This is a genomic window from Streptomyces sp. 8N616, from assembly GCF_052246385.1.
GTDB lineage: Bacteria > Actinomycetota > Actinomycetes > Streptomycetales > Streptomycetaceae > Streptomyces.
Genome location: NZ_JBQQBY010000002.1, coordinates 69,456 through 93,240, shown reverse-complemented (window position 1 = coordinate 93,240; position 23,785 = coordinate 69,456). Strand labels below are relative to the sequence as shown.

The following is a 23,785-nucleotide window of genomic DNA, read 5'->3' as shown; positions in this document are numbered from 1 at the left end:
GGCCTGCGGCCCCGCACGGGCCACGGCTCGGGCGTGCCCGTGCGGGAGGCCCCGGTTCCCGGCGCCGCGACAGGGCGTAGCCGGCGACTCCTCCAGGGCCGCCCGGCCGGGCCCGGTCTCAGGCGGTGTGCAGCCGCAGGCCGTACACCGCGAGGATCTCGTTCACCGGCTGGTACCAGGTCTCCCCGCCGCTGCCGCAGTTGCCCCAGCCGCCGGACGTGACGCCCTGGGCCTGGTCACCACTGATGAACGAGCCCCCGGAGTCGCCCGGCTCGGCACACACGCTGGTCTTCGTCATCTGGTGGACGGCGCCCTGGCTGTAGTTCACCGTCTCGTTCTTCGCGAGCACCGTGCCGCAGTGCCAGTGCGTCGTGGATCCCGAGCGGCAGATGGAGGCGCCGACCGGGGCCTCGGCGGAGCCGCGGACCAGCCGGTCGGGGACGGTGCCCCAGCCCAGGACGACCGGTACGGTCCACCAGCCCTGGCCGACGCTGACCCACGCGTAGTCGTTGCCGGGGAAGGACGAGCCCTGGAAGTTCCCGATGCCCGAACCGTCCCACCCCCGCACCGAAGCGCCCGGCTGCCCGCAGTGCCCGGCGGTGACGAAGCCGCCGTGCACCGAGAAGCCGATGGAGCAGCGCACGTTCCCGGTGTAGTACGGGTCGCCGCCGACGGTGCCCGCGGCGAAGGTCGACGGTGCCTTCCCGGCCGCCGCCCGGACCGTGACCGGGCCCTCCCGCTTCGCGTCCTCGACGAACGCCCGCACAGCGGCGTCGCGCTCCGCCCCTCTGACCACGTTGACCACCACGCTGCCCGCTCTGGCGTCCACGTGCCAGCTGCTCACCCCGCGCGGAGCGGCCTTCCGCTCCGCGCGTTCGTCGATCGCGGCCTGCACGGCGTCGAGTTCCCGCGCGCTGTGCGCGACGATCCGCGCGGCGGCGCCCGTTGCCCGTACGGCGGTGGCCGCCCTCCCGTCGGTGACGCCGACGACGAGCCTGCCCGTCCCCGCGTCGAACCAGCTGCCGCCGAAGGCCTTGCCCGCGGCGCGTCTCGCCTTCGGCTCGAGGCGCATGGCGGCCGACTCCTGCCGCAGGCGTTCCTCGGCCTCGCTCCTGCTCAGGCCCAGGTCGTGGCGCAGGGCGCCGACCAGCTTCGCGGACGGCTCGGGCCCGGAGGAGCCGCGTACGGCGGCGGCGGAGGAGGTGGGAACGAGTCCGGCGCCTGCCCAGACGCCGAGAACGAGCAGCGCGGACAGGGCCGTACGAATAGCGATCGTGCGTCGCATGGCGTGTTCTCCTTCTGTTGCTCCATCGCGGTGGGGGCGGAACAGCGGAGAAATGAGAGCGCTCTCGTTCTCGTGCAGGATCCTAGAGGCCGTCTTGCGGTCATGTCCATACCAATCAAGCCATGGGCGGGGCATGCCGCGGCCCCCGGAGTCCGGGGGCTGCGAAGGGCTGAGAAGGGTCTGCGGAGGTGCTGCGGGGGAGTTGCGCGGGAGCTGCGGGACCCGTCGGCCGGTCAGCCCGCAGGCGCGGGAGCCTCCGCCCCCACTTCACGGTCATTACGGAACGTCAGCTTCCCGTCCACCACGTCCACCTCGACATGACTGTGCGGCTGCAGGCTGCCGCCGAGCAGCATCCGCGAGAGCTGGTTGTCCACCTCGCGCTGGATCGTGCGGCGCAGCGGCCGGGCCCCGTACTCCGGCTGGTAGCCGCGGCGCGCGAGCCAGTCGACGGCCACCGGCGTGAAGTCGATGGCCACGTCCTGGGCCCGCAGGCGCCGCCGCGTCTCGTCCAGCAGCATGTCGGTGATCCGCCGCAGCTGCTCGTCCGAGAGCTGACGGAAAATCACGATCTCGTCGATGCGGTTGAGGAACTCCGGCCGAAAGTGCTCGCGCAGCGGGCGCAGCACCCGCTCGCGGCGCGCCTCCTCGTCGGCCTCGGTGCCTCCCGTGCCGAAGCCCAGCGTCCCGCCGCGCCCGGTGATCGCCTCGGAGCCGAGATTGCTGGTCATCACGATGACGGTGTTGGTGAAGTCGACGGTGCGCCCCTGGGAGTCGGTGAGCCGCCCGTCGTCGAGCACCTGCAGCAGGACGTTGAAGACGTCCGGGTGCGCCTTCTCGATCTCGTCGAGCAGCAGCAGCGAGTACGGGTGCCTGCGCACCGCCTCGGTGAACTGCCCGGCCTCCTCGTGCCCGACGTACCCCGGGGGAGCCCCGACGAGCCGGCTGACCGTGTGCCGCTCCTGGTACTCGCTCATGTCCAGCCGCACCATGCGCTCCTCGCTCCCGAACAGCGCCTCCGCCAGCGCACGGGCCAGCTCGGTCTTGCCGACGCCGGTGGGCCCGAGGAAGAGGAAGCTGCCGATCGGGCGGTCCGGGCTGGCCAGACCCGCCCGGGAGCGCAGCACCGCGTCGGCCACGGCGGTCACGGCCTCATCCTGGCCGACGACCCGGTGGTGCAGGTGCTCCTCCAGGCCGAGCAGGCGCTCCTTCTCCTCCTTGGTCAGACTGCTGACGGGGATGCCGGTCTGCCGCGAGACGATGTCCGCGACGTCCTCGACGGTGACCTCGGGGCTCCGGTCGCCGCCGGGCTGCTCCTTCCGGCTCCCCTCCTCGATCCGCTTCTCCAGCCCGGCGATACGGTCCCGCAGCTGGACGGCGCGCTCGTAGTCCTCGGCGGCCACCGCCTGCGCCTTGTCCCGGCCCAGCTGCTCCACCTCGCGCTCCAGCGTCCGTACGTCCGTGCCCCGGGTGGAGGAGCGCAGCCGGACCCGCGCCCCGGCCTGGTCCATCAGGTCGATCGCCTTGTCGGGCAGGAAGCGGTCGGTGAGGTAGCGGTCGGAGAGCTCGACGGCCGCCAGCAGCGCGTCGTCGGTGTACCGGACCTGGTGGTGCGCCTCGTACCGGTCGCGCAGCCCGCGCAGGATGTCGAGGGCGTCCGCCGGGCTGGGCTCCGGCACCAGCACGGGCTGGAAGCGGCGGGCGAGCGCGGCGTCCTTCTCGACATAGCGGCGGTACTCCTCGAGCGTGCTCGCCCCGATGACGTGCAGCTCACCGCGCGCAAGCGCCGGCTTGAGCATGTTGCTCGCGTCCATCGGGCCGCCATCGGAGCCGCCTCCGCCGGCGCCCACGACCGTGTGCAGCTCGTCGATGAACACGATCAGCTCGTCGGAGTGGGCCCGGATCTCGTCGATGATGCCGTTCAGCCGCTCCTCGAAGTCGCCGCGGTAGCGCGTACCCGCGACGACCCCGGCCAGGTCGAGCCGTACGACGCGGCGGCCGAGCAGGATGTCCGGGACGTCGCTGTCGACGATCCGCTGGGCGAGGCCCTCCACGATGGCGGTCTTGCCGACCCCGGCCTCCCCGATGAGGACCGGATTGTTCTTGCCCCGGCGGGCCAGCACCTCGACGGTCTGCTCGATCTCCTGCTCGCGGCCGATCACGGGGTCGATACGGCCGTCGCGCGCCATCCCGGTCAGGTCGCGGCTGAACTTGTCGAGATTCGGCGTGCCGCTGCCGCCCGCCCCCGGCCGCTGCTCGGTGCCGCCCGGGGCCGCCGCGAGCCCGCCGGGCGCGCCGCCCGGGGCCCCCGCGCGCGGGTCGAAGTGGGCGGCGTTGAGGATCTGCCCGGCCGTGGAGTCGCGGTTGGCGGCCAGCGCCACCAGGACGTGCTCGGGACCGATGTACGAGGCGCCGGTGGACCGGGCGATCTCGTGGGCGTCGAGCAGGGCGCGCTTGACGGCGGGGGTGACCGCGATGGACCTGCGGGGCGGGCCCTCGCCCGCCTGGCGGTCGATCTCGGCGGCGATCGCGTCGGGGTCGGCCCCGGCCCGGGACACCATGGCGCGGGTCGGCTCCGCGCTGAGCGCCGCCCGCAGCAGGTGCTGGGTGTCGAGGTCGGTGCTGCCGTGCTCGGCGGCGTACGAGGCCGCGGCCGACACCAGCTGCCGGGCCGGCTCGCTCATCAGGCGCCCGAAGTCGAGGTACCTGGCCTCGGGGCGGCGGCCGGTCTGCCCGGTGCCGAGGAAGTGTGAGAGGAACTCTCCGAGCGGGTCCCGGCCGTACTCCTCAGGACCCGTGTACCCGCTGGTCATAGGCTTCCGTCCCGATGGCCCGGAGGGACCGGGCCACGCTGTTCGTTCGTGCGGTGCGGCTTCCGGGCGGGTTTCCCCGTCCGGCGCCGCGACACGTCACCGATGGGCGTACTTGGTTGAATTTCACGCGATCGGCGGCCGCCTTTCCGGGGGCGCCCTGGCCTTCGGGCCCGTAGCCGTCGGCGGCCGTCAGTCGAGCGGCCAGGTATGGGCGGGCGCGTTGAGGTGCATGTAGTCGATGTACTGGCTGGTCATGCGGCGCAGCGCCTCGTGGGGGCCGACATGGGCGGTGTCCTCGATCCGGTGGTACATCTCCGCCTGCCGCAGGGCGCCGTTGCGCTGGGTGACGCACCGCTGCTCGATGATGCCGAGCATCGGCTCGCGCCACGCGGAGTCGATGCCGGAGCGTTCCAGGCCCGCGTGCGCCAGCGGCAGCAGCCGCCGGAGGACCAGCTCCGACACGGGCACCTCGCCCATCCCCGGCCAGTACAGGCGGGCGTCCATGCCGTGCAGCGCGGCTGCGTGCAGATTGTCCTCGGCAGCGGAGAAGGACATCCGCGACCACACCGGCCGCTCCTCCTCCGCCAGCGTCCGCAGCAGCCCGTAGTAGAAGGCCCCGTTGGCCGACGTATCGGCCATGGTGGGGCCCGCGGGCAGCACGCGGTTCTCGATACGCAGATGGGGTGTGCCCTCGACGACCGCGTAGACCGGGCGGTTCCAGCGGTAGATCGTACCGTTGTGGAGGGTGAGTTCGGGCAGCTCCGGGACCTCGCCGCGCTCAAGCGCCTCCAGCGGATCCTCCGGTTCGCACAGCGGCAGCAGGGCGGGGAAGTAGCGGACGTTCTCCTCGAAGAGGTCGAAGACCGAGGTGATCCACCGCTCGCCGAACCAGACCCGCGGCCGCACCCCCTGCGCCTTCAGTTCCACCCCGCGCGTGTCCGTGGCCTGCTCGAACAGAGGAATCCGGGTCTCGCGCCACAACTCCTTGCCGAACAGGAACGGTGAGTTGGCCGCGAGCGCCACCTGGACGCCGGCGATGACCTGGGCAGCGTTCCAGTGGGCGGCGAACTGGTCCGGGCTGACCTGCAGGTGGAACTGGGTGCTGGTGCAGGCGGCCTCTGGAGTGATCGTGTCGGCGTAGGTGCGCAGCCGCTCGGCCCCGTCGATGGCGATGCGCAGGTCCTCGCCCCGCGCCTGGAAGATCTGCTCGTTGAGCAGCCGGTAGCGCGGGTTGTCCACCAGGGCGGCCTCGGTGACGTCGGTCTGCTGCAGCGTCGGCAGGATGCCGACCATGATCAGGTGGGCGCCGACGGAGGCGGCCCGCTCCTCGGCGTGGTTGAGCGCATCGCGTACGTCCTGTTCCCAGGCGCCGGGTCCGCCGGTGGTCAGCTCGCGCGGCGGGATGTTGATCTCGAGGTTGAAGCGCCCGAGCTCGCTGGACCAGGCGGGGTCGGCGATGGCCTCGAGCACTTCGGTGCTCTGCATCGACGGCTCAGCCGTATTGTCGACGAGGTTGAGCTCGATCTCCAGGCCGACCTGGGGGCGCTCGGTCTCGAACCGCTCCTCGCGCAGCATCTGCGCGAAGGCGTCCAGGCACCGGTGCATCTTCTGCCGGTACTCGCGGCGGTCTTCACGGGTGAACACCCGCGCGGGGACGTTGCGTCCCATCCGGTCCTCCCGAGGCCTGCTCGGCGGACACCCCTTCGCATGTCAGCGTCCCACGCCGGGACCCCGCCTGCCAGCGACCATCGGCGCTGGTGCGTACGGTGAGCTGCCGGGTGCGCAGGGTGACAACGGTCGGCGGGCGGCGGAGCCGCCCGGGGCGGGGCGGCGGCACGGGCGGATGCGCGCTAGTCGTCGGCGGAGGGGTCGGCACTCCGGCCGTCGGGGGGACTCACCCAGCCGCAGAGCCCGCAGACATAACGGTTCTGCAGGCCGTCTATCTGCGCTCCGCAGGCTGGGCAGGTCGTGGTCGAGTACATGTCGCTGCTCAACGCTGCGCTCCGCAATTTCCGCACAGCCAGCCGCCGTTCGGGCTCTGTTGCATCTGGCCGCCGCACTGCGGGCACTGGTTCCGGGTTTCTGCCGGATCGATTCTCACAGCGAACTCCCGTCGTTCGTTCCACCAGTGGAGACGTACGGGGGCGTTACAGGTTCCATCCGCCGCTCTCAATGTCAACCTTTGGCCTGAACCATGCTCTCCGTGGTTGAGCTCTGTCCAGCCGGGCTACTGCCCGGTACCGCGCGACGCATGCGTGGCCGTTTGGTCTTTGTGCAATCGGTACCCGGCCGATATCCATGCCGCCCGGCCGCGCGGCCCTGTCCACACGCCGTATGCCCGGCTTGCGTCCGGTTCAGCCGCCCTCATCGCGCCACCTTTGCGGCGCGGTGCCCTCGAGCGCGAACGGCGGTTGCGGCTGGGCTCTTTGGGCTCGAAGCCATGAAATGTGACGTCATTCCTGCGATGTCGGAGCAGACGCGCGGGCGTCTCAGCGGTGTCCACGTACGCCTGCATCCGTACGACCAGGCTGTCCGGTGACGTGCATCACATCGGGCAACCGGCCGCCCCGCCCAGCCGGTTCACGTCGGCGCGGGGCCGACCAGCAGGGCGTGACAGACCGCCCTCGCCCGCACCTGGCCGAAGTGGAACACATCGGAGGGCAGGGCCCGGAGGCGCACGGTCGCGCCGCGGATCCGCTGCTCCCGGTCAACGCTCCGCGTCGCAGCAGGCGTCCCGCCGCAACTGCCGCCCGACCTCCAGCCAGTGGTCCGCCGACCGGTCCGCGTCCGCCCGGCCCGCCGCCCCGGCGTACGCGCCGACCAGGTCCGCCTCCTCGTACGGCACCCCGCCGCGCAGCACCGACACCGTCCTGACGGTTGAGTCGAAGTCCGTGAACGGGTCGCCGTCCACGACCGTCAGATCGGCCAGCTTGCCGGGTTCCAGGGTGCCGAGGTCCTGCTCCGCGCCGAAGGCACGTGCTGGGAGCGCGGTCGCCGTGCGCAGCGTCTGCGCCGCCGAGAGACCGGAGCGGTGCAGGGCGCGCAGCCCCAGGTGCAGGGCCAGGCCCACGGGTGTGATGGGTGCGTCCGTGCCGAGTGCGACGAGTCCACCGCCCGCGAGCACCCGCCGGTACACGCCGATCTCCGTACGGAGCGTGGCGAGTTGCGCCGCGGTCGGCGGCCGCCCGGCGAGCTGCCGGACGAGCGCGGCGTCCCAGGGCGGCATGAGGGAGGTCACCCGCGGGTCCTCCGCCAGCCCGGGATCCGCCCCCACCAGGGGCAGGGCCGTGAATGGCGTGGCGACGAGCCCGAAGCCGGGAGTCGCGTAGAGCTCGGTCACATCCTGGTGGGCGCGACCGGTCGCCGACGTGGCGTGCCCGTACTCCAGGCGCTGCGTGGCCTGCAGGTGCGTGGTCAGGTCCTGCCCGAGCTGTACGCCGGGTGAGCACAGATGACTGCCGGCGGGCACCCCGAGCCGCTCGTGCGCGAACCGCGCGGCCTCCTCCATCATCCAACCGGGCGCGCGTACATACGTCTTGACGAAGTCCCAGTCGAGCGCGGCGGCGCGCTCCAGCGAGCGGCGCAGGCCCGCGCGCGTGCGGTGCGCTCTGCCCATGCTGTACGCGACGCGCGAGCCGTCCAGCAGCTCCCCGGTCGCCAGCAGCCGGGGCCCGGCCAGTGCCCCGGCCGCGGTCGCCTCGCGGATACGGGCCTGTTCATAGGCGAAGCCGCCGAAGGAGACGGCCGTTGTGATCCCGTACGCGAGCTGCGTCACCGTCTGCCGCCCGCCATAGGTGTACTGCCAGGGGTGGGTGTGCGCGTCCCACAGACCGGGGATGACCGTGCGCCGGGAGGCGTCGACGCGGCGCACGGCGCGGCGGCCCGCGCGGTGCGGCTCGACGGCGGCGATCCGCCCGCGCCGCACCACGAGGTCGACGTCCTCCCGCACGGTCTCGCCCGTGCCGTCCCAGAACTTCCCTGCGTGCACGACGGTGTCGTCGGGTGCCGGGCGCCGGTAACCGAGCGGGACGCGGACCGTACGGGCGCTGCCGGAGTGCACGTCGAGCAGCCGCAGCCGTCCCGCCGACAGATACAGCAGGGAACCGGAATCCGCGGACCAGGAGGGGTGGTCGGCGGGCTCGTCCGTCAGCCGTAGCGGCTCGCCCTCGGGCGTCCCGTCGGGGCGCACGGGCAGCAGCCACAGCGCGGATTCGGCGATCAGCGCCATGTGGCGGCCGTCCGGGGACCACACGGGCCCGGAGTCGTAGCGGTCGGAGAGGGAGTGGTGCGGCGCGATGGCGTGCAGCCGCGCCGCGCCGCTGCGCGCGTCGATCACCCGGATGAGGTTGTAGCCCTCGCGGAAGCGCTGGTCCAGGCGGTTGCGGTCGCAGAGCGCGATGAAGCGGCCGTCGGGCGACCAGGTCGGCCGGCCCGGGAGCCCGCCGGCGCCGAGCGGAGCGGCCAGCACCCGGTCCGTACCGGCGGCGAGGTCGCGGAGGACGAGGTTCCCGGACATGTCCAGGCAGGCGAGCCGGGCGCCGTCGGGGGAGAGGGCGGGGTGGACGCGGCCGCCGGTGGCGAGCACGGTCTCCTCGCCGGAGGCGAGGTCGCGGCGGCGCACCGCGTACAGGCCGTCCCGGTCGTCCGCGTACACCAGCGCCCGTCCGTCGGCCGTCCACACCGGCCCGAGGACATACCGGGTGGGGTCCGCCCGGACGATCCTGCGGGGGCTGCGGCCGCCTGCAGTATCCGCAACCCACAGGGCGTTGAGGGCGGCGAAGGCCACCTGCCGCCCGTCGGGGGAGAGCGCGGGCAGGTGCACCCCGCGGACCGGCCGCACCGCACCGCCGCCGTCGAAGTCGTGGCGCTTGGCGCGGTAACGGGGCCGCCGGACCGGCAGCGTGGCGGTGAACGGGATCTCGCGGCTGTCGTCCGGGGCGTCGGGGCGCAGCAGCCGGTACTGGCCGCCGACCGTCAGCAGCAGCTCCTCGCGCGAGGTCCAGCGCGGTGGGACGGGCGCGACATCGCCACCGGCGGCGACCGGCTTCCCGTCCACGACGAGCGTGCAGGACGCCTCGGGTGCGGGCGTGGTCCGCAGGTAGGCCAGCCGCCCGCCGTCCGAGACCGCGGGCACCATCACCTGGAACGGGGCCGTTTCGCTGTGCTCCACCGAGACCGGGCCCGTGCCGTCGGCCTGTACGGACGCGATGGTGCGGGCATCGAGCGCGGTCCCGGCCACGTGTGCCCGTACGAATAACACCCGCCCGCCGTCCGGGGACCAGGTGGGATCGAAGTCCTCCCAGGGGCCGTCCTGCGACGGTCCGTCCTGTCCCGGCAGGCCGGTGAGCCGGGTCAGGCCGCCGGTCCGCAGGTCCAGGACCCAGATACGGTACGGGCTCCCCGCCACCGGATCGCCGCCGCGCTCCGAGGCGAAGGCGATCCGCGTGCCGTCGGGCGACCAGGCCGGGCCGCGGTCGTCCCACGGTCCTTCGGTGCGCTGCCGCAGCTCCGTACCGTCCGGGCGCAGCGTCCAGATATGGAACCCGCCGCCCCGGTACGCGCATACGGCGAGCAGCTTCCCGTCGGGGGAGAAGACGGGACGGGTGGGCTCGAGATCGGGCGGGGTGAGCGGGAGGGCCTCGCCGCCCTGCCCCGGGATCGACCACAGGACGTCCTGCACCTCGGCGATCAGGCGGTCACCGCTGGGGGAGAGCGTGCCGGAGCCGTTGGTGGCGGCGGTGAAAGTGAGGGTGGTGGGGGTGGTTCGGGCGGCGGCCGCCTCCGTGGCGGGACCGGCCGCCGTGCCCGCGGCGGCTGCGGTGCCGACGGCAGCGGTGCCCGCTGCCGCCTGGAGGAACCGCCGGCGCGAGAGCGACGCGCCGTCGGTCGGGTCTGTGGTCGCCAACGGGCCTCCTGGGGCACGGGAGTTGTGCGGGACGGACGATGCGGACGGGGCGGGCCTGGACCTTGATCGTCGCACCTCGTACCTGCCCGCGGTCAACACCGCCTCGCGCGCCCCCGCTTCCGCACCCCACTGTCCCTGACCTGAATCCGCCCGGCGGCTCAGCGGAACCGCGCGGCGATCCCGGCCAGCCGGTCGAGGTGCTCCAGCGTCTCGTGCTCCGGCAGCGTCGGCAGGTAGAGCAGCACCCGCTCGACGTCGAGCCCGGTGTACCCCTCGACGACCTCGGGCGTGCCCGGCACCCCGTACACCGTGACGGGCACCTCCCGGCCCGCCGTGGCGCGCACCTGCTCGATCTGCGGGCCGAGCGCGTCCGCCCGCACGTTGTTGGCCAGCCAGGCGTCCCCGAACTCCGCTACCCGGGGGAATGCCCGCTCTCCGCCGCCCACGTAGACGGGCGGGTGCGGGTGCTGCACCGGCTTGGGCCAGCAGTACACGGGATCGAAGTCCACGAACTCCCCGTGGAACTCGGCCTCGTCCTTGGTCCACAGCTCCCGGATCGCCCCGAGCCGCTCGTTGACCAGCCGGCCCCGGGTGGCCGGATCGGTGCCGTGGTCCTCCATCTCCTCGCGATTCCAGCCCACGCCGACGCCGAAGATCGCGCGACCGTCCGATACGAGGTCGAGGGAGGCCACCTCCTTCGCCGTGATGATCGGGTCCCGCTGTGCCACCAGGGCGACGCCGGTTCCGAGCAGCAGCCGCTCGGTGGCCGCGGCGGCGGAGGCCAGCGCCACGAAGGGGTCGAGGGTGCGGTAATACCTCTCCGGCAGCTCACCGCCGCGGGGGTAGGGCGAGCGGCGACTGACCGGGATGTGGGTGTGCTCGGCGATGAGCAGCGCGTCGAACGCGCGCTCCTCCAGCGCCCGCCCGAGCGCTGCGGGCCGGATGCCCTGATCGGTGAGGAAGGTCGAGATCCCGATCTTCACGGCGGCTCCTCCTGGAGGACGGGATACGGGGTATGGGGTACGGGGTGACGGACGTGCCGCTCTCCGCCTCGCCTGTGTACCCGCCTCCGGCGATCTCGCAACGACGATCACACGCAGGAACCCACCGTTCTCAGGGACCGCCGTTCTCAGAGACTCACCGTTCTCAGGCCTCACCGTTCTCAGGACCTACCGTTCCCAGGTACTCACCGATCTCGGGGCTCACCGCCCGGCCGCCCGGGAGCCGACCAGCAGCAGGCACAGCACCGCGATACCCGCGACGAGCCCGGCCAGAGCCAGCAGCGGGTCAAGGGGCCGGGCGGTGCCGGCCGGTGCCGCCGCCGGGACAGCCGACGTACTGGCCGCCGCGGAGGGGGCGGGCGCCGGGGGAGAGCTCCCGGCGGTGCGGATCGCGGGCGAGGACGCGGAGGGTGCCCGGCTCGGCGCCCGCCCGGCCGTCCCGGTGGCAGTCGTCGCGGGACGTGACGCGGATGCCCTCGGCGGCGTACCGCCGGAGTGGTCGTGGTCGTGCCCCGCGTCGTGCTGGGGCGCGGCGGTCGTCGCCGGGGCGGCGGCCGGTTTCACCACGATGCCCGCGGTCATGTCCGGGTGGACGGTGCAGTAGTAGCTGTACGTCCCCGGGGTGGTGAACGTGAAGCTCCAGGACTCGCCCTTGTCGAGCAGTGGGGAGTGGATCGCGACGGGCCCGGACCTGGTCTTCACGTCGTGCGGCGCGGTGTCCTTGTTGGTCCAGGTCACCGTGGTGCCCGCCGCGATAGTGAGCGCGGCGGGCCCGTAGGCGTACCCCTGCATCACCACCTGCCGTCCCACGGCCGACGCCTGGCCTGCCGTCAGCGGGGTGAGCCCGATGGCGAGGAGCAGCAGCGCGGCCGCCGCGCGCACGGCGCGGAGCGCCGTTCTCGTGCCGGTCATGCGAACTCCGCGGCGACCAGCAGCCGCAGCCGGCTCGCGGGCGCGGTGGTGCGGGGCAGGGCGAACCCCGTGGCGCGGCTCAGCGGATGGTAGGGGGCTTCGGCACGGCCGACGACGAGCAGCCGGTCCTCCGTCGGTTCGACCACGCGCAGCCGGAGCGTGGTGGCGATGGGGACACCGCGCACCACGAGGTCCCCGGGCACGTCCAGCCGCTTCCCGCCGGCCGCCGGCTCGATGCGCCGGGACACGAAGGTGAGCAGCGGATGCCGCTCGGCGTACAGGCCACGGCGGCCGCGCAGCCTGCCGTCGCCGAGCAGCCGGCCGGTGCGGAGCGACCCGCTGTCCAGGTCGATACGGAGCGTGCTGAGGGCCGGATCGGGGTCGGCGGCCACCGTCAGGGACGCGCCGGCCAGGGTCATACGACCGCGGAGGGTGGGCAGCGGGCCGAGCCGCGCGGTGAGTTCGGCGACGCTGAGGCCCGGCGCGACGGCGTACGTGCCGGGGGTCGGCAGCCAGTCGGGGCCCGGGGCGGGCGGCGGGGCCGGGGTGGTGGGCAGAGTCACGGTGCTCATCTCGGGCTCCTGTCGGGGCTTGTCAGGGCTTGGGTGACAATGGAGCGGACGGCGGGCCGGCCGACTGCGACTCGGCCGGCCCGCTGTCCTTGCGATGGAGAGGTGTCTCGTCAGCAGTTGTCGAGGAGGTAGTCCTCGGTGGGCTGGAGCATGTGCTCCGCCCAGACGGTGTGCAGCTTGACGTAGTCGTCGGCGTTCAGCAGGTCCTTGACCTGCTGTCCGGGCGACTCCTCCAGGTGCGCGGTCTTGATGTGCTGCAGCAGGACGGTCAGCGTCTTGTCGGCCGTCGCACCGCCGCCCTCCACGGCCGGGTTGAGGATGCTCTCCACCCACACGGTGTGCGTCTTGATGTACTGGTCGAGCGCCAGTGCGTCCTGGACCTGCTCGCCCGGGGACCGCTCGAGATGCGCCGTGTTGATGTGCTGCAGGATCGGGAGCAGGACCTGCTTGACGCTGGAGCACTGGGCATCGTCGTCCCCGCCGCCGGACCCGCCGGTACCGCCCGACGAACTACCGCCGGTGGAACCGCCGCTGGAGGTACCTCCGCCGCTCGAGCCGCCGGTACCGCCGGTGCTGCCGCCCGTGCTGTGGCCGCCGCTGTGCCCCCCGGAGCTCCCGCCGGACGTACCGCCCGTCGACCCACCGGACGTACTGCCGCCGGTGCTTCCACCGCTGCCGCTGCCGTCGTTCTCGACGACGGTCACCGACGCGGTCATGTCCGGGTGCACCGAGCAGTAGTACTCGTACGTACCGGGTTCGGTGAAGGTGTAGGAGAAGCTCTCGCCCTTGTCCAGCGTGCCGGAGTCGAACTTCTCCGGCCCCTTGGTGGTGGTGACCGTGTGCGGTACGTCGTCGTAGTTCGTCCAGAGGACCGTGTCGCCGACCTTGACCGTCAGCTTCGCCGGGATGTAGGCGTTGCCCTTCAAATCAACGGTGTAGTCGGCCTGTTCGCCCTGCTGCGCCGCGGGCTGCGCCTGCTGTCCCGCGGCGGGTGCCGGAGCGCCGGCCGCCGCTCCGGAAGTCGCCGACTCCAGCAGCGCCAGGCACAGGACGGCCGAGAAGGCGGCACCCAGACCGCCGATGAGCAGGACCCGGTTGCCGGACCGGGACGGCGGCCTGGGCCGTCGCTCCGGTTCCGCACCGGGGGTGTCGGTGGTGTCCATGGAGATATGGCTCCTTTGGTTTTCGAGGTGGGGAGGGATGGGAGGGAAAGTGCCGGATCAGCGGCCCGGGTTGGCCGTGACCAGCAGACTCGTTGCCGCGAGAACCACGAGGACAAGCACCGTCTCCGCGGCGACCGAGTAACCGAAGGGCCGCACGGTGGCGGCGTCGCCGCGCAGCAGCACGGCGAGGTCGAGCCTGGTGCGCACCCAGAGTCGGCTGCGCTGCGCCACCAGCAGCACGGCGCCGAGCATCGCGACTTTGAGCAGCAGCAGCCGCCCGTAGGAGGTGTGCAGCAGGCCGTCAAGTGAGCCGACCACCTGCCAGGCGAGTACGAGTCCGGCGGCGGCGATCGCCGTCACCGACACCGCCGCCAGGGTGGAGTAGCGGGGCACCACCTCGGCGAGCTCCCGCGGGCTGCGGCGCGGCAGCACGGCGAAGGTGAGCATGGCCAGCCCGCCGATCCACAGCGAGACGCCGAGCAGATGGACCAGGTCGGCAATCGCGCCCCAGGCGGGCGCGCTGCCCTCGGAGTTGTGGCCCGCCATACCGGTGGTGCGCAGCAGGCCGAACGCCACCGTCACCGCACCCACCCGCCAGCCCGGGGAGCGGGCGGCCGCTTCCCCGGCCTGCAGAATGGCCGCGAGGACCGCCGCGGCCAGGAGCCACAGCAGAGCGCGGGCGGCCAGCACGATCCCGATGTCGGTGCCGAGCACCTCGCGGTACGTGGCCGGGGCGAGCCCGTCGGGGAGCGTACCCGCGGTGGCGTACGCGCCCTGGAGGCCCAGGGCGGCGACGGCCGACAGCAGCCCGGACAGCCACGCCGTACCGAGCACGGCCCTGGCCCGCCGGTCGTCCGTGCCCTGCGGCCAGAGCAGGGAGAGGAAGGCCAGGCCGCCGACGAAGAGGGTGAGGGAGAGATAGCCGAGCCATCGGGTGCAGACGAGGGCCTGGCGTACCGCAGTTGACGGGGCGGGCGCCGCGGCCGGTCTGCTGTGGGCTCCGTCGGGCGCCGCCTGTTCGCTGCCGTGCCCGTGGGATGCGGCCGCTGTGGTGATGCGGAAGCCGAGGTGGCCGGAGGCAGCGTGGCCGTCGTGTGCGTCGAGGACCCGCCAGTCCACCCGCAGCCGGCCGGCGGTGCCCTTGGCGTCTTCGGGGAGCTCGGCGAGCACGGTCGCCGTCGGGGTGCGCGGCGCCTCCGCCGGTCGGACGGCGAGTCGCTCGCCGCCCACGGTGACCGTGACGTCGGCGGGCCGGACGGGTTCGCTGAAGGTGAGGGCGATCCGGGACGGGGGATGGGCGAGGCGGGCCCCGTCCGCGGGACGGGAGTCGCGCAGCTCGGTGTGCGCGGCGGCGCCGGGCGCGGTGCCGAGTGCGTGCAGCAGGGCTGCGACGAGGACGACGAGGCCACTGGCGGCCCGGCGGGGGGTCATGGCGTGTCCGCGGGGGGAGTCGCCGTGGCTTCGGGCTCGAGCCCGGTGCACATGGCGGGCAGGCGGGCCTCGTCCGCGGCGTCGTCCGTGTCCTCGGCATCCGGTGAGGATGGTGCGGTGGCGCCGTCGGGTGTGCCGGGCCCCAGGAGCAGGCCGTCCAACAGACTGGTCACGGGGCTGGTGACGCCTTCGAGCAGTGGCTGGACGAGGTGCACCGACCCGTCGGAGCAGGGGGACTCACCGATGCCGGGACCGTAGTCCCCGGCAGGGTCGGAGGGAGACGGCGCGGGCGTGGTCCCATGACCGCCGTCGTGGCCGCCGGGTCCACCGTCGTGGCCGCTGCCGTGCCCGCCGCCCGGAAGCCCTGATCCACCGTGTCCTCCCTGCCCGTGTCCGGTGTGCTCCACGGGGAAGGTGAACGGGGGGACTTGGAAGCCCCTGCCCGGGGGCGGCAGCACGGCCGGGGGCGCCGCTGGCACGCCGTCCGGTGGAGGGCCGCCTGTTGAGGGGCCGGGGCTGGGCGGTGCGGTGGACCCGGGCTGCACGCCCGGCGGCGCTGCCGCCTCCTGGGCACCCGGCGCACGGGCGCCGCCAATACCCGACGCGTATCCGACGACGATCACTACAGCACCGACGAGCGCACCCGCGACGATCTCGTCACGGTGGTCTCCCGGCCAGACCGCCTTGGTGAAGAAGGGCATCGTCCCTCCTGCCATGGCCTGATCAAAACGACGATTGCCCGACTGAACTGCAGGAGAAATTCACCACGACTACGCGCCAGTTAATCGGCTGTTGCCTGCCTCTCTTTCCGTACCCGCCTATCTGTGAGAACGGGGCACACGTCCCAATACAGCGCATCGTGCCTGGTGAAGACGTGTGAAGTAATGGTGAATTAGAAGCAATGGCAACACGTTTCGCTCTCCTCCGGAATGCGAATTCCGTCGGGTGTACGATTTCGGAGTGCGAACTCGTTGCTCACAAGCCCGGTCCAATCCCATTGGATCCGGAAATGGGTATTCTCCCGCCTTCGGCCGGGATCAGCTCTCCTCCTGCCGGGGAGCGGGGACCGTACGGCGGTGCACCCGCGCCTCCCACGGGGCGAGCACCACCGGAGTCCGCAGTGGCCCCGCCGCCTCCGGTGCGTTGCCCAGCAGCAGCTCGGCCCCTGCCCAGGACTCCCCGTACGGCAGGTCCACCCGTACGTCCTCGCCAGTGAAGTTGCCCAGCACCAGCAGCTCCACGCGCGCGTGCCGCCGTGTGAACGCGTACACCCGCTCGTCGTCCGGCAGCAGCATGGTGAAGTCGCCGTGCGCGACGGCCGGTTCGTCGTGGCGGAGGGAGATGAGCCGCCGGTAGTGGTGGTAGACGGAGGCGGGATCGGCCACGGCCGCGGCTGCGTTGATCGTGGTGTGGTTGGGGTTGACCGCGAGCCAGGGCTCGCCGGTGGTGAAGCCCGCGTGCCGGGAGGCGTCCCACTGCATCGGCGTACGCGCGTTGTCGCGGCCCATGGTGCGCAGCCCTGCCAGCACCCGCTCCGGGTCCGCGCCGCCCGCCACGGCCTCCGCGAAGTAGCGCAGCGACTCGATGTCACGGAAGTCGTCGACCGAGGAGAAGGGGGCGTTGGTCATGCCCAGCTCCTCGCCCTGGTAGATGTACGGCGTTCCGCGGTGCAGGTGGAGGACCGTGGCCAGCAGGGTCGCCGAGCGCACCCGGTACGGCCCGCTGCCGTCGCCGAAGCGCGATACGACCCGCGGCTGGTCGTGGTTGTTCCAGTACAGGCTGTTCCAGCCGGTGCCGTCGAGACCGGTCTGCCACCGGCCGAGCGACACCTTCAGATCGGTCAGCCGCAGCGGCCGCACGTCGAACTTGTCCGCTCCGTGGTCGAGCCCGACGTGCTCGAACTGGAACACCATGTCGACCTCGGCCCGCGCCGGGTCGGTGAACAGCCGGGCCTGCCCGACCGTCACGCCCGGCATCTCCCCGACCGTGAGCAGCGGTTCGCCGGGCCGCCCGGCGAACACCTCGCGGTGCATCTCCTGCAGATAGTCGTGGATGCGCGGGCCGCAGGTGTAGTGCGGCGAGCCGTCCCCGTACGGGCTGCCGTCGCGGACTGCCCCGTCGGGCAGGGCGGGGTCCTTGGAGATCAGGTTGATGACGTCCATCCGGAAGCCGTCCACGCCCCGGTCCAGCCACCACCGCATCATCGCGTACACCGCCTGCCTGACCTCGGGGTTCTCCCAGTTGAGGTCGGGCTGCTTGCGGGAGAACAGATGCAGGTAGTACGCCTCGCTCGCCGGGTCGTACTCCCAGGCCGGCCCTGAGAAGAAGGACGCCCAGTTGTTCGGCTCGGCGCCCGGAGTGCCGGGCTCCCTGCCCTCCCGGGCCGGCCGCCACCAGTACCAGTCGCGCTTGGGGCTGCCGGGACCGCTGCGGGACTCGGTGAACCACGGATGCTCGTCGGAGGTGTGGTTGACGACGAGATCCATGACGAGCCTCATGCCGCGCGCGTGGACGGCGGCCAGCAGGCGGTCGAAGTCCTCCAGCGTGCCGAAGACCGGGTCGATGCCCTGGTAGTCGCTGATGTCGTAGCCGTTGTCGTCGTGCGGGGACGGATAGACCGGGGACAGCCACAGGACGTCGATGCCCAGCCCGGCGAGGTAGTCCAGACGCCGTTCCATGCCGGGCAGATCACCGATGCCGTCGCCGTCGGAGTCGGCGAAGCTCCGTGGATAGATCTGGTAGACGACGGCCGTCTTCCACCAGGGGTCCGGCCTCGCACCGTCGGAGCCGGCTTCGGGCCCGGCTTCGGGTCCCGCTTCGGTCGTGGTTTCGGCAGCGGCGCCGCGGGCGCCGTTCACGGCCATGGTCAAGGGAATCGAACCTCACTGATTGAGTGTCAGATCCGCCTGGCCTCGACGAGGACCAGGCTCTCGGGATGGAGGACGGGGGCCTGGACGCCGACGGCGGCCAGCACCCACCCCGGCAGCTCCGCGCCGTCGCCCCACCAGGGCAGCGGCGAGCGGGCCGGGCCGTGGAGCCGGTCGCCCGGAGCCAGCGGCGCCACCCGGTAGTCCGCACGCTCGTCCAAGCCGGGGAGGCGGACCCGGCCGGGCGGCGACTGGACGCCGGTCGCGGTCTGCACGAGCGCGTAGACGGCCCGGGAGCGGTCGGGGGCGACCACCCCGTGCACCCACAGTGCCGGGTCCGGGTGGTCGCCGCGTACGACCGTCCCGCCGTGCAGCAGCGGCCGCAGCTCCTTGTACGCGGCGATCCACTCGCCGAGCCGGGCCCGCGCCTCCGGCCCGGCGTCGGTGAGGTCCCACTCGATGCCGAAGTGTCCGAACAGGGCCGTGCCGGCGCGGAAGTCGAGGGTGTGGGTGCGCCCGGTCGTATGGGCGACGGGCGCGCCGACGTGGGCGCCGAGGAGCTCCGGCGGCAGCAGCAGCCCGGTCCAGCGCTGGATCTGCTGGCGCTCCAGCGCGTCGATGCAGTCGCTGGTCCAGACCCGGTCCGTGCGCTCGAGGATGCCGAGGTCGACGCGGGCGCCGCCGGAGGAGCAGGACTCGATCTCCAACCCCGGGTGGCGGGCCCGGAGTTCGTCGATCAGCCGGTAGACGGCCTTCGTCTGCGCGTGCACACCGGCGGCGCCCCCCGGGCCCGACCCGGCCTCGACCAGGTCGCGGTTGTGGTCCCACTTCAGATAGCCGATGCCGTACTCGCTCACCAGGGCGTCCAGCCGCTCCAGCAGGTACCCGTACGCCCCCGGCTGCCCGACGTCGAGGACCTGCTGGTTGCGGGCGGGCGGCGGGGTCCGGCCGCCCGTGGACAGGATCCACTCGGGGTGGGCGCGGGCCAGGTCGGAGTCCGGGTTGATCATCTCCGGCTCGACCCAGAGGCCGAACTCCATGCCGAGCCCGTGGACATGGCGTACGAGCGGGTGCAGGCCCTCGTCGGGCCAGACGTCCTTGTCCACATACCAGTCGCCGAGTCCGGCGCGGGCGTCGCGGCGGCCCCGGAACCAGCCGTCGTCCAGCACGAACCGCTCCGCCCCCACCTCGGCCGCCGCGTCCGCCAGGGCCTTGAGCTTGCCCAGGTCCTGCCGGAAGTAGACGGCCTCCCAGGTGTTGAGGGTGACCGGGCGGGGCTCGCAGGGGTGGTGCGCCCGCCCCCGCAGATAACCGTGGAACCGCCCGGCCAGCTCATCGAGCCCGCGCCCGTACGAGCCGTAGACCCAGGGGCTGGTGTACGACGCACCGGGCGCCAGCCGCACCTCGCCCGGCAGCAGCGCCTCGCCGCCGCCCAGCAGCCCGGCCCCGGTGTTCGTGCGTTCCGCCAGCGACCGGTGGTTGCCGCTCCAGGCCACGTGGAGCCCCCACACCTCACCCGTACGGAAGCCGAAGCCGCGCTCGCCCGCGACCTGGACGAGCGTCGCGTCGGCGCCGGTGCGGCCGCGGCGGTTCTCGCGCAGATGCGTGCCGAGGGTGAACGCGTGGCGCTGCGGGGAGCGTTCGCGCAGATGACGGCCGGTGAGATCGAGCAGCTCGGTGGCGTGCCCCGGGACGGGCAGGGTGAGCAGCAGGCCGTCCAGGGTGTACGGGCGGTCGTCCTCGCCCTCGTTGGTGAGCTCGGCACGCTGCCGTACGAGCCCGGAGCCGGTGAGCTCGATCTCCAGCCGCAGGGAGAGCCGGGCCTGGTCGTCGGCGGCCTCGACGGCGACCCGGTGGCGCACCGGGCCGTCCCGGCCGTCGCCCGTCTCCACGGAACGGACCATGAAGGCGGTGGAGAAATCACCGCCTTCGCGGTGGCCGGACAGACCGGGGGTGCCGAGCCAGCCCGCGGACTGCTCGGGCAGCACGCTCACCGGTACCGGGACATCGAGGGTGCTGTTCACGATCTGTGGCGCGTCCGCCGCGACCAGTGCGGCCAGCGCGCCGTCGGTGAGCTCGCCGAGATCGGTGCCCCAGTGGACGACCCGGGGCAGCAGGTCCCCCGCGCAGTCGAGGACGAGACTGGTGCCGGAGGAGCGGAGATGGAGCGGGCGGGGGGCGTGTCCTTCGCCCATGGAAGACCCCTTGCTCGGTGGCGGTGACTGGCAGGGTTAGTTGTATTGCGGAAGTCTGGGGCCGGTCAACCCTGAGGAAGCGCCGGGCTTCATCCGCAGAAAACCGCCCGAATCCCACCCCAAGACTTCCGTGCCAGAACTCAGTAGGGTGCACGCCACCGGACGACCGTGACCCTTCGTGGAGGCTCCCGACCTTGCCCGCGACCCCGCCGCCCTGGACCCCGCCCTCGGGGGCCGCCCACGCCGTCGCCCTCGAGGTGCTGCTGCGGGGCCCGCTGCCGCGCAGCGAGCTGGCCCGCCGCCTCGACCTGTCGCCGGGCAGCCTGACCCGGCTGGCCAGGCCGCTCCTGGACAGCGGCCTGCTCGTCGAAGCCGGTACGAGCCACGAGCCGCGCACCGGGCGGCCCACCCGGCCGCTCGACATCGCCCCCGAGTCCCACCACTTCATCGGGGCCAAGGTCACCGGCGACGACGTCCACGTCGTGGTGACCACCCTGCGCGCGGAAGTGATCGCCTCGGCCCGCGCCGACCTGCCGGGCCGCGACCCGGCCTCCGTCGTCGCGAGCGTCCACCGGCTCGCCGCGGACCTGACCGCCGGCGTACCGCGCGTCACGGCCCTCGGCCTCAGCCTCGGCGGCCGTGTCGCCGACCGCGCCACCGTCACCGCCGCGCCCTTCCTGGAGTGGACCGAGGACGTACCGCTCGGCGCGCTCCTCACCGAGGCCTTCGGCCTCCCCGCCGTCGTCGACAACGACCTCCTCGCCCTCACCCGCGCCGAGCACTGGTTCGGCGCGGGCCGCGGCCACGACCGCTTCGCCGTCCTCACCACCGGCGTCAGCGTCGGCTACGGCCTGGTGGTGCACGACGCGGTCGTGGACAGCCCCGACGCGGGCGTCGGCCTCCTCGGCCACTTCCCCCTCGACCCGCTCGGCCCGCTCTGCCCCTCGGGCCACCGCGGCTGCGCCACCGCCATGCTGTCCGTCCCGGGCATCTGCGCCGCGGTCTCCGTCGGGCTGCGCCGCCAGGTCTCGTACGAGGAGTGCCTGGCCCTCGCCGCGGCCGGAGACCCGGTGGCCCAGCCGGTCGTCATGGCCGCGGGGCGCGCACTCGGCCGTCTCATCGCCGCGGTCGCCAACATCACCCTCACCGAGCGCTTCGTGCTCACCGGCGAGGGCATCGGCCTCGCCGTAACCGTCCGTGAGGAGATGGACGAGGCCATCCGCGACGGCCGCTACCCGGGCGCGCCCCCGCTCTCCCTCGAGATCCGGCCCATCGACTTCCACGAGTGGGCGCGCGGCGCCGCGGCGACGGCCATCCAGACGTACGTCCTGGGCGCCGTCCCGCCCCGCCCGGCCCGCCTTTCGCCAACGAGGCGGGAGGGTGAGGCACCCAGCGCCCAAGACGCGGGGAACTGACGGCAACCGGGCTTCCTTCAGAGCGTGTCCGAAGTGCGGGGAACGTTTCGCCAGGCACGGCCTAAGGAGCGGACTGCACGTCTCCGGTCGTCGACGACGCGATGCTGCCGCCCAGAGCGAAGTCGCCCGGCGGGATGCCGGGGTGGTGCCCGCGCCGGACCGTCGGGTCTGTGCGCGCCGCCGGGCTCGCCGAGGGGTCGAGCGCCAGGCGGGAGACGATGCGGTAGCGGTCGCCCCGGTAGAGCGAGTGCACGTACTCGACGGGACGGCCGGACGTCTCCGTGGTCAGCCGCTCGAACAGCAGGGCGGGGGAGAGGACCGGGACGTCGAGCAGACGGGCCTCGTCCTCGTTGACCACCGTGGGCTCGATCGACTGCAGCGCCTCGTGCACCCGCACTTGGTGACGCTCCCTCAGGTGGTCGTAGAGGTCGCCCGCCTCCAGCTCCGCCCGCGAGAGGCCGGCCACCACATCGGCCGGGAAGTGCAGATGCTCGATGGCGATGGGGGAGCCGTCGACGAGCCGCAGCCGTGCGACGGAGACCAGCTCGGCCGCCGGGGACATGCGCAGCTTGCGGCCGATGCGGGCACCGGCCTGCACGGTGGTCAGCTCCAGCACTCTGCTGGACCAGTCGCCGTCCGCCCGGGGGGCCGTCATGGCCCGGTCGTCGCCGACGAGTTCCTGGGTGATCTTCGCGGGCGCCACGAACATGCCGCGGCCGTGCTCGCGTACCAGCTGACCAGTCGCCACCAGCTCGTCCACGGCGGCGCGCAGCGTGGGGCGGGAGACGCCGAGCCGGGCGCACAGCGTGCGCTCCGAGGGGATGCCGTCCCCCGGGCCGCGTGCGTCGATGAGCTCGAGGAGGAAGTCGCGGACCCTCTCCCGCTTGAGCACCGCCCGTGACGATCCGCCGTCCATCCGACCGCTCCTCCGTCCTGGCTGGGATGGTAACCAGTGCGTCGCAGAGCACACAACTGGTCTGCTGGAAGCTGCCGGGTCGGCCGAGGGGTGCGAATCCCCATCACCCAACTCGGCCTGCTTACGGTGAGATTCGGGACAGCGTGAGCCTTGACGGGGACATTGGTCTATGCCAGCTTCTGGGGCTGGAAGCTGACCAGTTGGCCAACTGGTCAGCTTCGGTCCAGTAGTACGTCGAGACCCCCCACCTACTTCAGACGAGGACGTCGGACGATGAGTCACATACCGACCACCGCCACAAGACTGCGCACGGCTGCGGCCGTTGCCACCGCCGCCGGGCTGGCCTGCGCCGCCCTCACCGCCCTGCCCGCCTCGGCCGCACAGGACGACCGGGCCCCGCAGGACGACCCGGCCCTCTTCGACGACTTCAACTACTCCGCGCACAACGACCCGAAGCTCGCGGAGCACGGCTGGACCGTCAGGTCCGGCTCCGGCGGGCCCGGCGTACCCGGCGCCGCCTGGCGGCCGGAGAACATCACCTTCACCTCCGACGGCGGCAACAGCGTCATGAACCTGGAGACCGGAACCGACGGAACCGGGGCCGGCACGCAGCAGTCCGAGATCCACCACCGGCGCAAGTTCGGCAACGGCACCTACGCCGCCCGCGTACGGTTCTCCGACGCGCCCACGAGCGGCCCCGACGGCGACCAGCTCGTGCAGACCTTCTTCACCATCACCCCGCTCGACGCCCCCATGGACCCCGACTACGGCGAGCTGGACTTCGAGTATCTGCCCAACGGCGGCTGGGGCGAGCCGGACAACGTCCTGTTCACGACGTCGTGGGAGACCTACCGCCCGGACCCCTGGGAGGCCGTGAACACGCACAACGAGGTGCGGGCGAGCTACGAAGGCTGGCACGACCTGGTCGTCACCGTCGACGGCGCGGCGATCACGTACTACGTGGACGGGAACCTGTTCGCCACCCACGGGGAGCCGTATCTCCCGGAGACCCCGATGTCGGTCAACTTCAACCAGTGGATCATCGCCGATGGCCTGCAGGACAGCGCCACCACGCGCGCGTACGACCAGAAGGTCGACTACGTCTACTACGTCAAGGACCGCGTGCTGACACCCGCTCAGATCCAGGAGCAGGTCCGGGCCTACCGCGACCAGGGGATCACGCACACGGACACCGTGCCGTAGGCGCTGGAGCGCGGCGGCCCTTTCCCCGCAGTGGTCCGTGGCGGGCTCCGCCCACGGGCGCCCTCCCCGTGGGGGCACCTCCCGGGCCGCTAGGCCCAGGGGACTGCCGC

14 protein-coding genes and 1 pseudogene are annotated in these 23,785 nt (G+C 72.8%); 2 read left to right on the top strand and 13 right to left on the bottom strand.

The annotated features are described in order from the left end of the window. Positions 1-118: 118 nt before the first annotated feature. The 12 genes from ACTWQC_RS02115 to ACTWQC_RS02060 form a co-directional block, all read right to left on the bottom strand. Complete coding sequence (locus tag ACTWQC_RS02115; RefSeq protein WP_443313734.1) at positions 119-1,285, bottom strand: S1 family peptidase; 1,167 nt, start codon at positions 1,283-1,285, stop codon at positions 119-121. Positions 1,286-1,518: 233 nt separating this feature from the next. After that, the gene (locus ACTWQC_RS02110) at positions 1,519-4,095 is read right to left on the bottom strand and encodes an ATP-dependent Clp protease ATP-binding subunit (RefSeq protein WP_443313733.1); all 2,577 of its coding nucleotides are present in this window, start codon (positions 4,093-4,095) and stop codon (positions 1,519-1,521) included. 189 nt (positions 4,096-4,284) lie between these two features. Continuing rightward, complete coding sequence (locus ACTWQC_RS02105) at positions 4,285-5,763, bottom strand: glutamate-cysteine ligase family protein (protein WP_443313732.1); 1,479 nt, start codon at positions 5,761-5,763, stop codon at positions 4,285-4,287. Positions 5,764-6,802: 1,039 nt separating this feature from the next. Next, a complete protein-coding gene (locus tag ACTWQC_RS02100; RefSeq protein ID WP_443313731.1) occupies positions 6,803-10,000 on the bottom strand; it encodes an amidohydrolase family protein in 3,198 nt (1,065 codons plus the stop codon). A 158-nt stretch (positions 10,001-10,158) separates the two neighbouring features. Beyond that, the gene (locus tag ACTWQC_RS02095) at positions 10,159-10,983 is read right to left on the bottom strand and encodes an LLM class F420-dependent oxidoreductase (protein WP_443313730.1); all 825 of its coding nucleotides are present in this window, start codon (positions 10,981-10,983) and stop codon (positions 10,159-10,161) included. A 219-nt stretch (positions 10,984-11,202) separates the two neighbouring features. Then, complete coding sequence (locus ACTWQC_RS02090) at positions 11,203-11,913, bottom strand: cupredoxin domain-containing protein (RefSeq protein ID WP_443313729.1); 711 nt, start codon at positions 11,911-11,913, stop codon at positions 11,203-11,205. Next, on the bottom strand, positions 11,910-12,485 hold the full coding sequence (locus ACTWQC_RS02085; RefSeq protein WP_443313728.1) for a YceI family protein: 576 nt from the start codon (positions 12,483-12,485) through the stop codon (positions 11,910-11,912). Before ACTWQC_RS02085 ends, ACTWQC_RS02090 begins: the two co-directional genes overlap by 4 nt. Positions 12,486-12,595: 110 nt before the next feature. Continuing rightward, positions 12,596-13,648: a cupredoxin domain-containing protein gene (locus tag ACTWQC_RS02080; RefSeq protein ID WP_443313727.1), complete on the bottom strand. Its 1,053-nt coding sequence runs from the start codon at positions 13,646-13,648 to the stop codon at positions 12,596-12,598. A gap of 57 nt (positions 13,649-13,705) precedes the next feature. Further along, positions 13,706-15,079, bottom strand: coding sequence for a copper resistance CopC/CopD family protein (locus ACTWQC_RS02075; RefSeq protein WP_443313726.1), 1,374 nt, complete (start codon positions 15,077-15,079; stop codon positions 13,706-13,708). Further along, positions 15,076-15,795, bottom strand: coding sequence for a hypothetical protein (locus tag ACTWQC_RS02070; RefSeq protein ID WP_443313725.1), 720 nt, complete (start codon positions 15,793-15,795; stop codon positions 15,076-15,078). The genes ACTWQC_RS02075 and ACTWQC_RS02070 overlap by 4 nt, the downstream gene beginning before the upstream one ends. A gap of 321 nt (positions 15,796-16,116) precedes the next feature. Then, positions 16,117-17,943 carry a glycoside hydrolase family 13 protein gene (locus ACTWQC_RS02065; RefSeq protein ID WP_443313920.1) on the bottom strand — a complete coding sequence of 609 codons (1,827 nt, stop codon included), beginning with the start codon at positions 17,941-17,943 and terminating at the stop codon, positions 16,117-16,119. Between the two features lie 32 nt (positions 17,944-17,975). After that, a complete protein-coding gene (locus ACTWQC_RS02060) occupies positions 17,976-20,141 on the bottom strand; it encodes an alpha-galactosidase (protein WP_443313724.1) in 2,166 nt (721 codons plus the stop codon). Positions 20,142-20,335: 194 nt separating this feature from the next. Here ACTWQC_RS02060 and ACTWQC_RS02055 point away from each other — a divergent pair, with 194 nt between their 5' ends. After that, positions 20,336-21,556, top strand: a complete 1,221-nt coding sequence (locus ACTWQC_RS02055) for an ROK family protein (RefSeq protein ID WP_443313723.1) — start codon at positions 20,336-20,338, stop codon at positions 21,554-21,556. Between the two features lie 61 nt (positions 21,557-21,617). Here ACTWQC_RS02055 and ACTWQC_RS02050 read toward each other — a convergent pair whose 3' ends face one another. Next, positions 21,618-22,472, bottom strand: coding sequence for a GntR family transcriptional regulator (locus ACTWQC_RS02050; protein WP_443313722.1), 855 nt, complete (start codon positions 22,470-22,472; stop codon positions 21,618-21,620). A gap of 396 nt (positions 22,473-22,868) precedes the next feature. Here ACTWQC_RS02050 and ACTWQC_RS02045 point away from each other — a divergent pair. Beyond that, positions 22,869-23,675 (top strand): annotated as a pseudogene (locus ACTWQC_RS02045) (glycoside hydrolase family 16 protein); the annotation flags it as partial. Positions 23,676-23,785 lie beyond the last annotated feature (110 nt).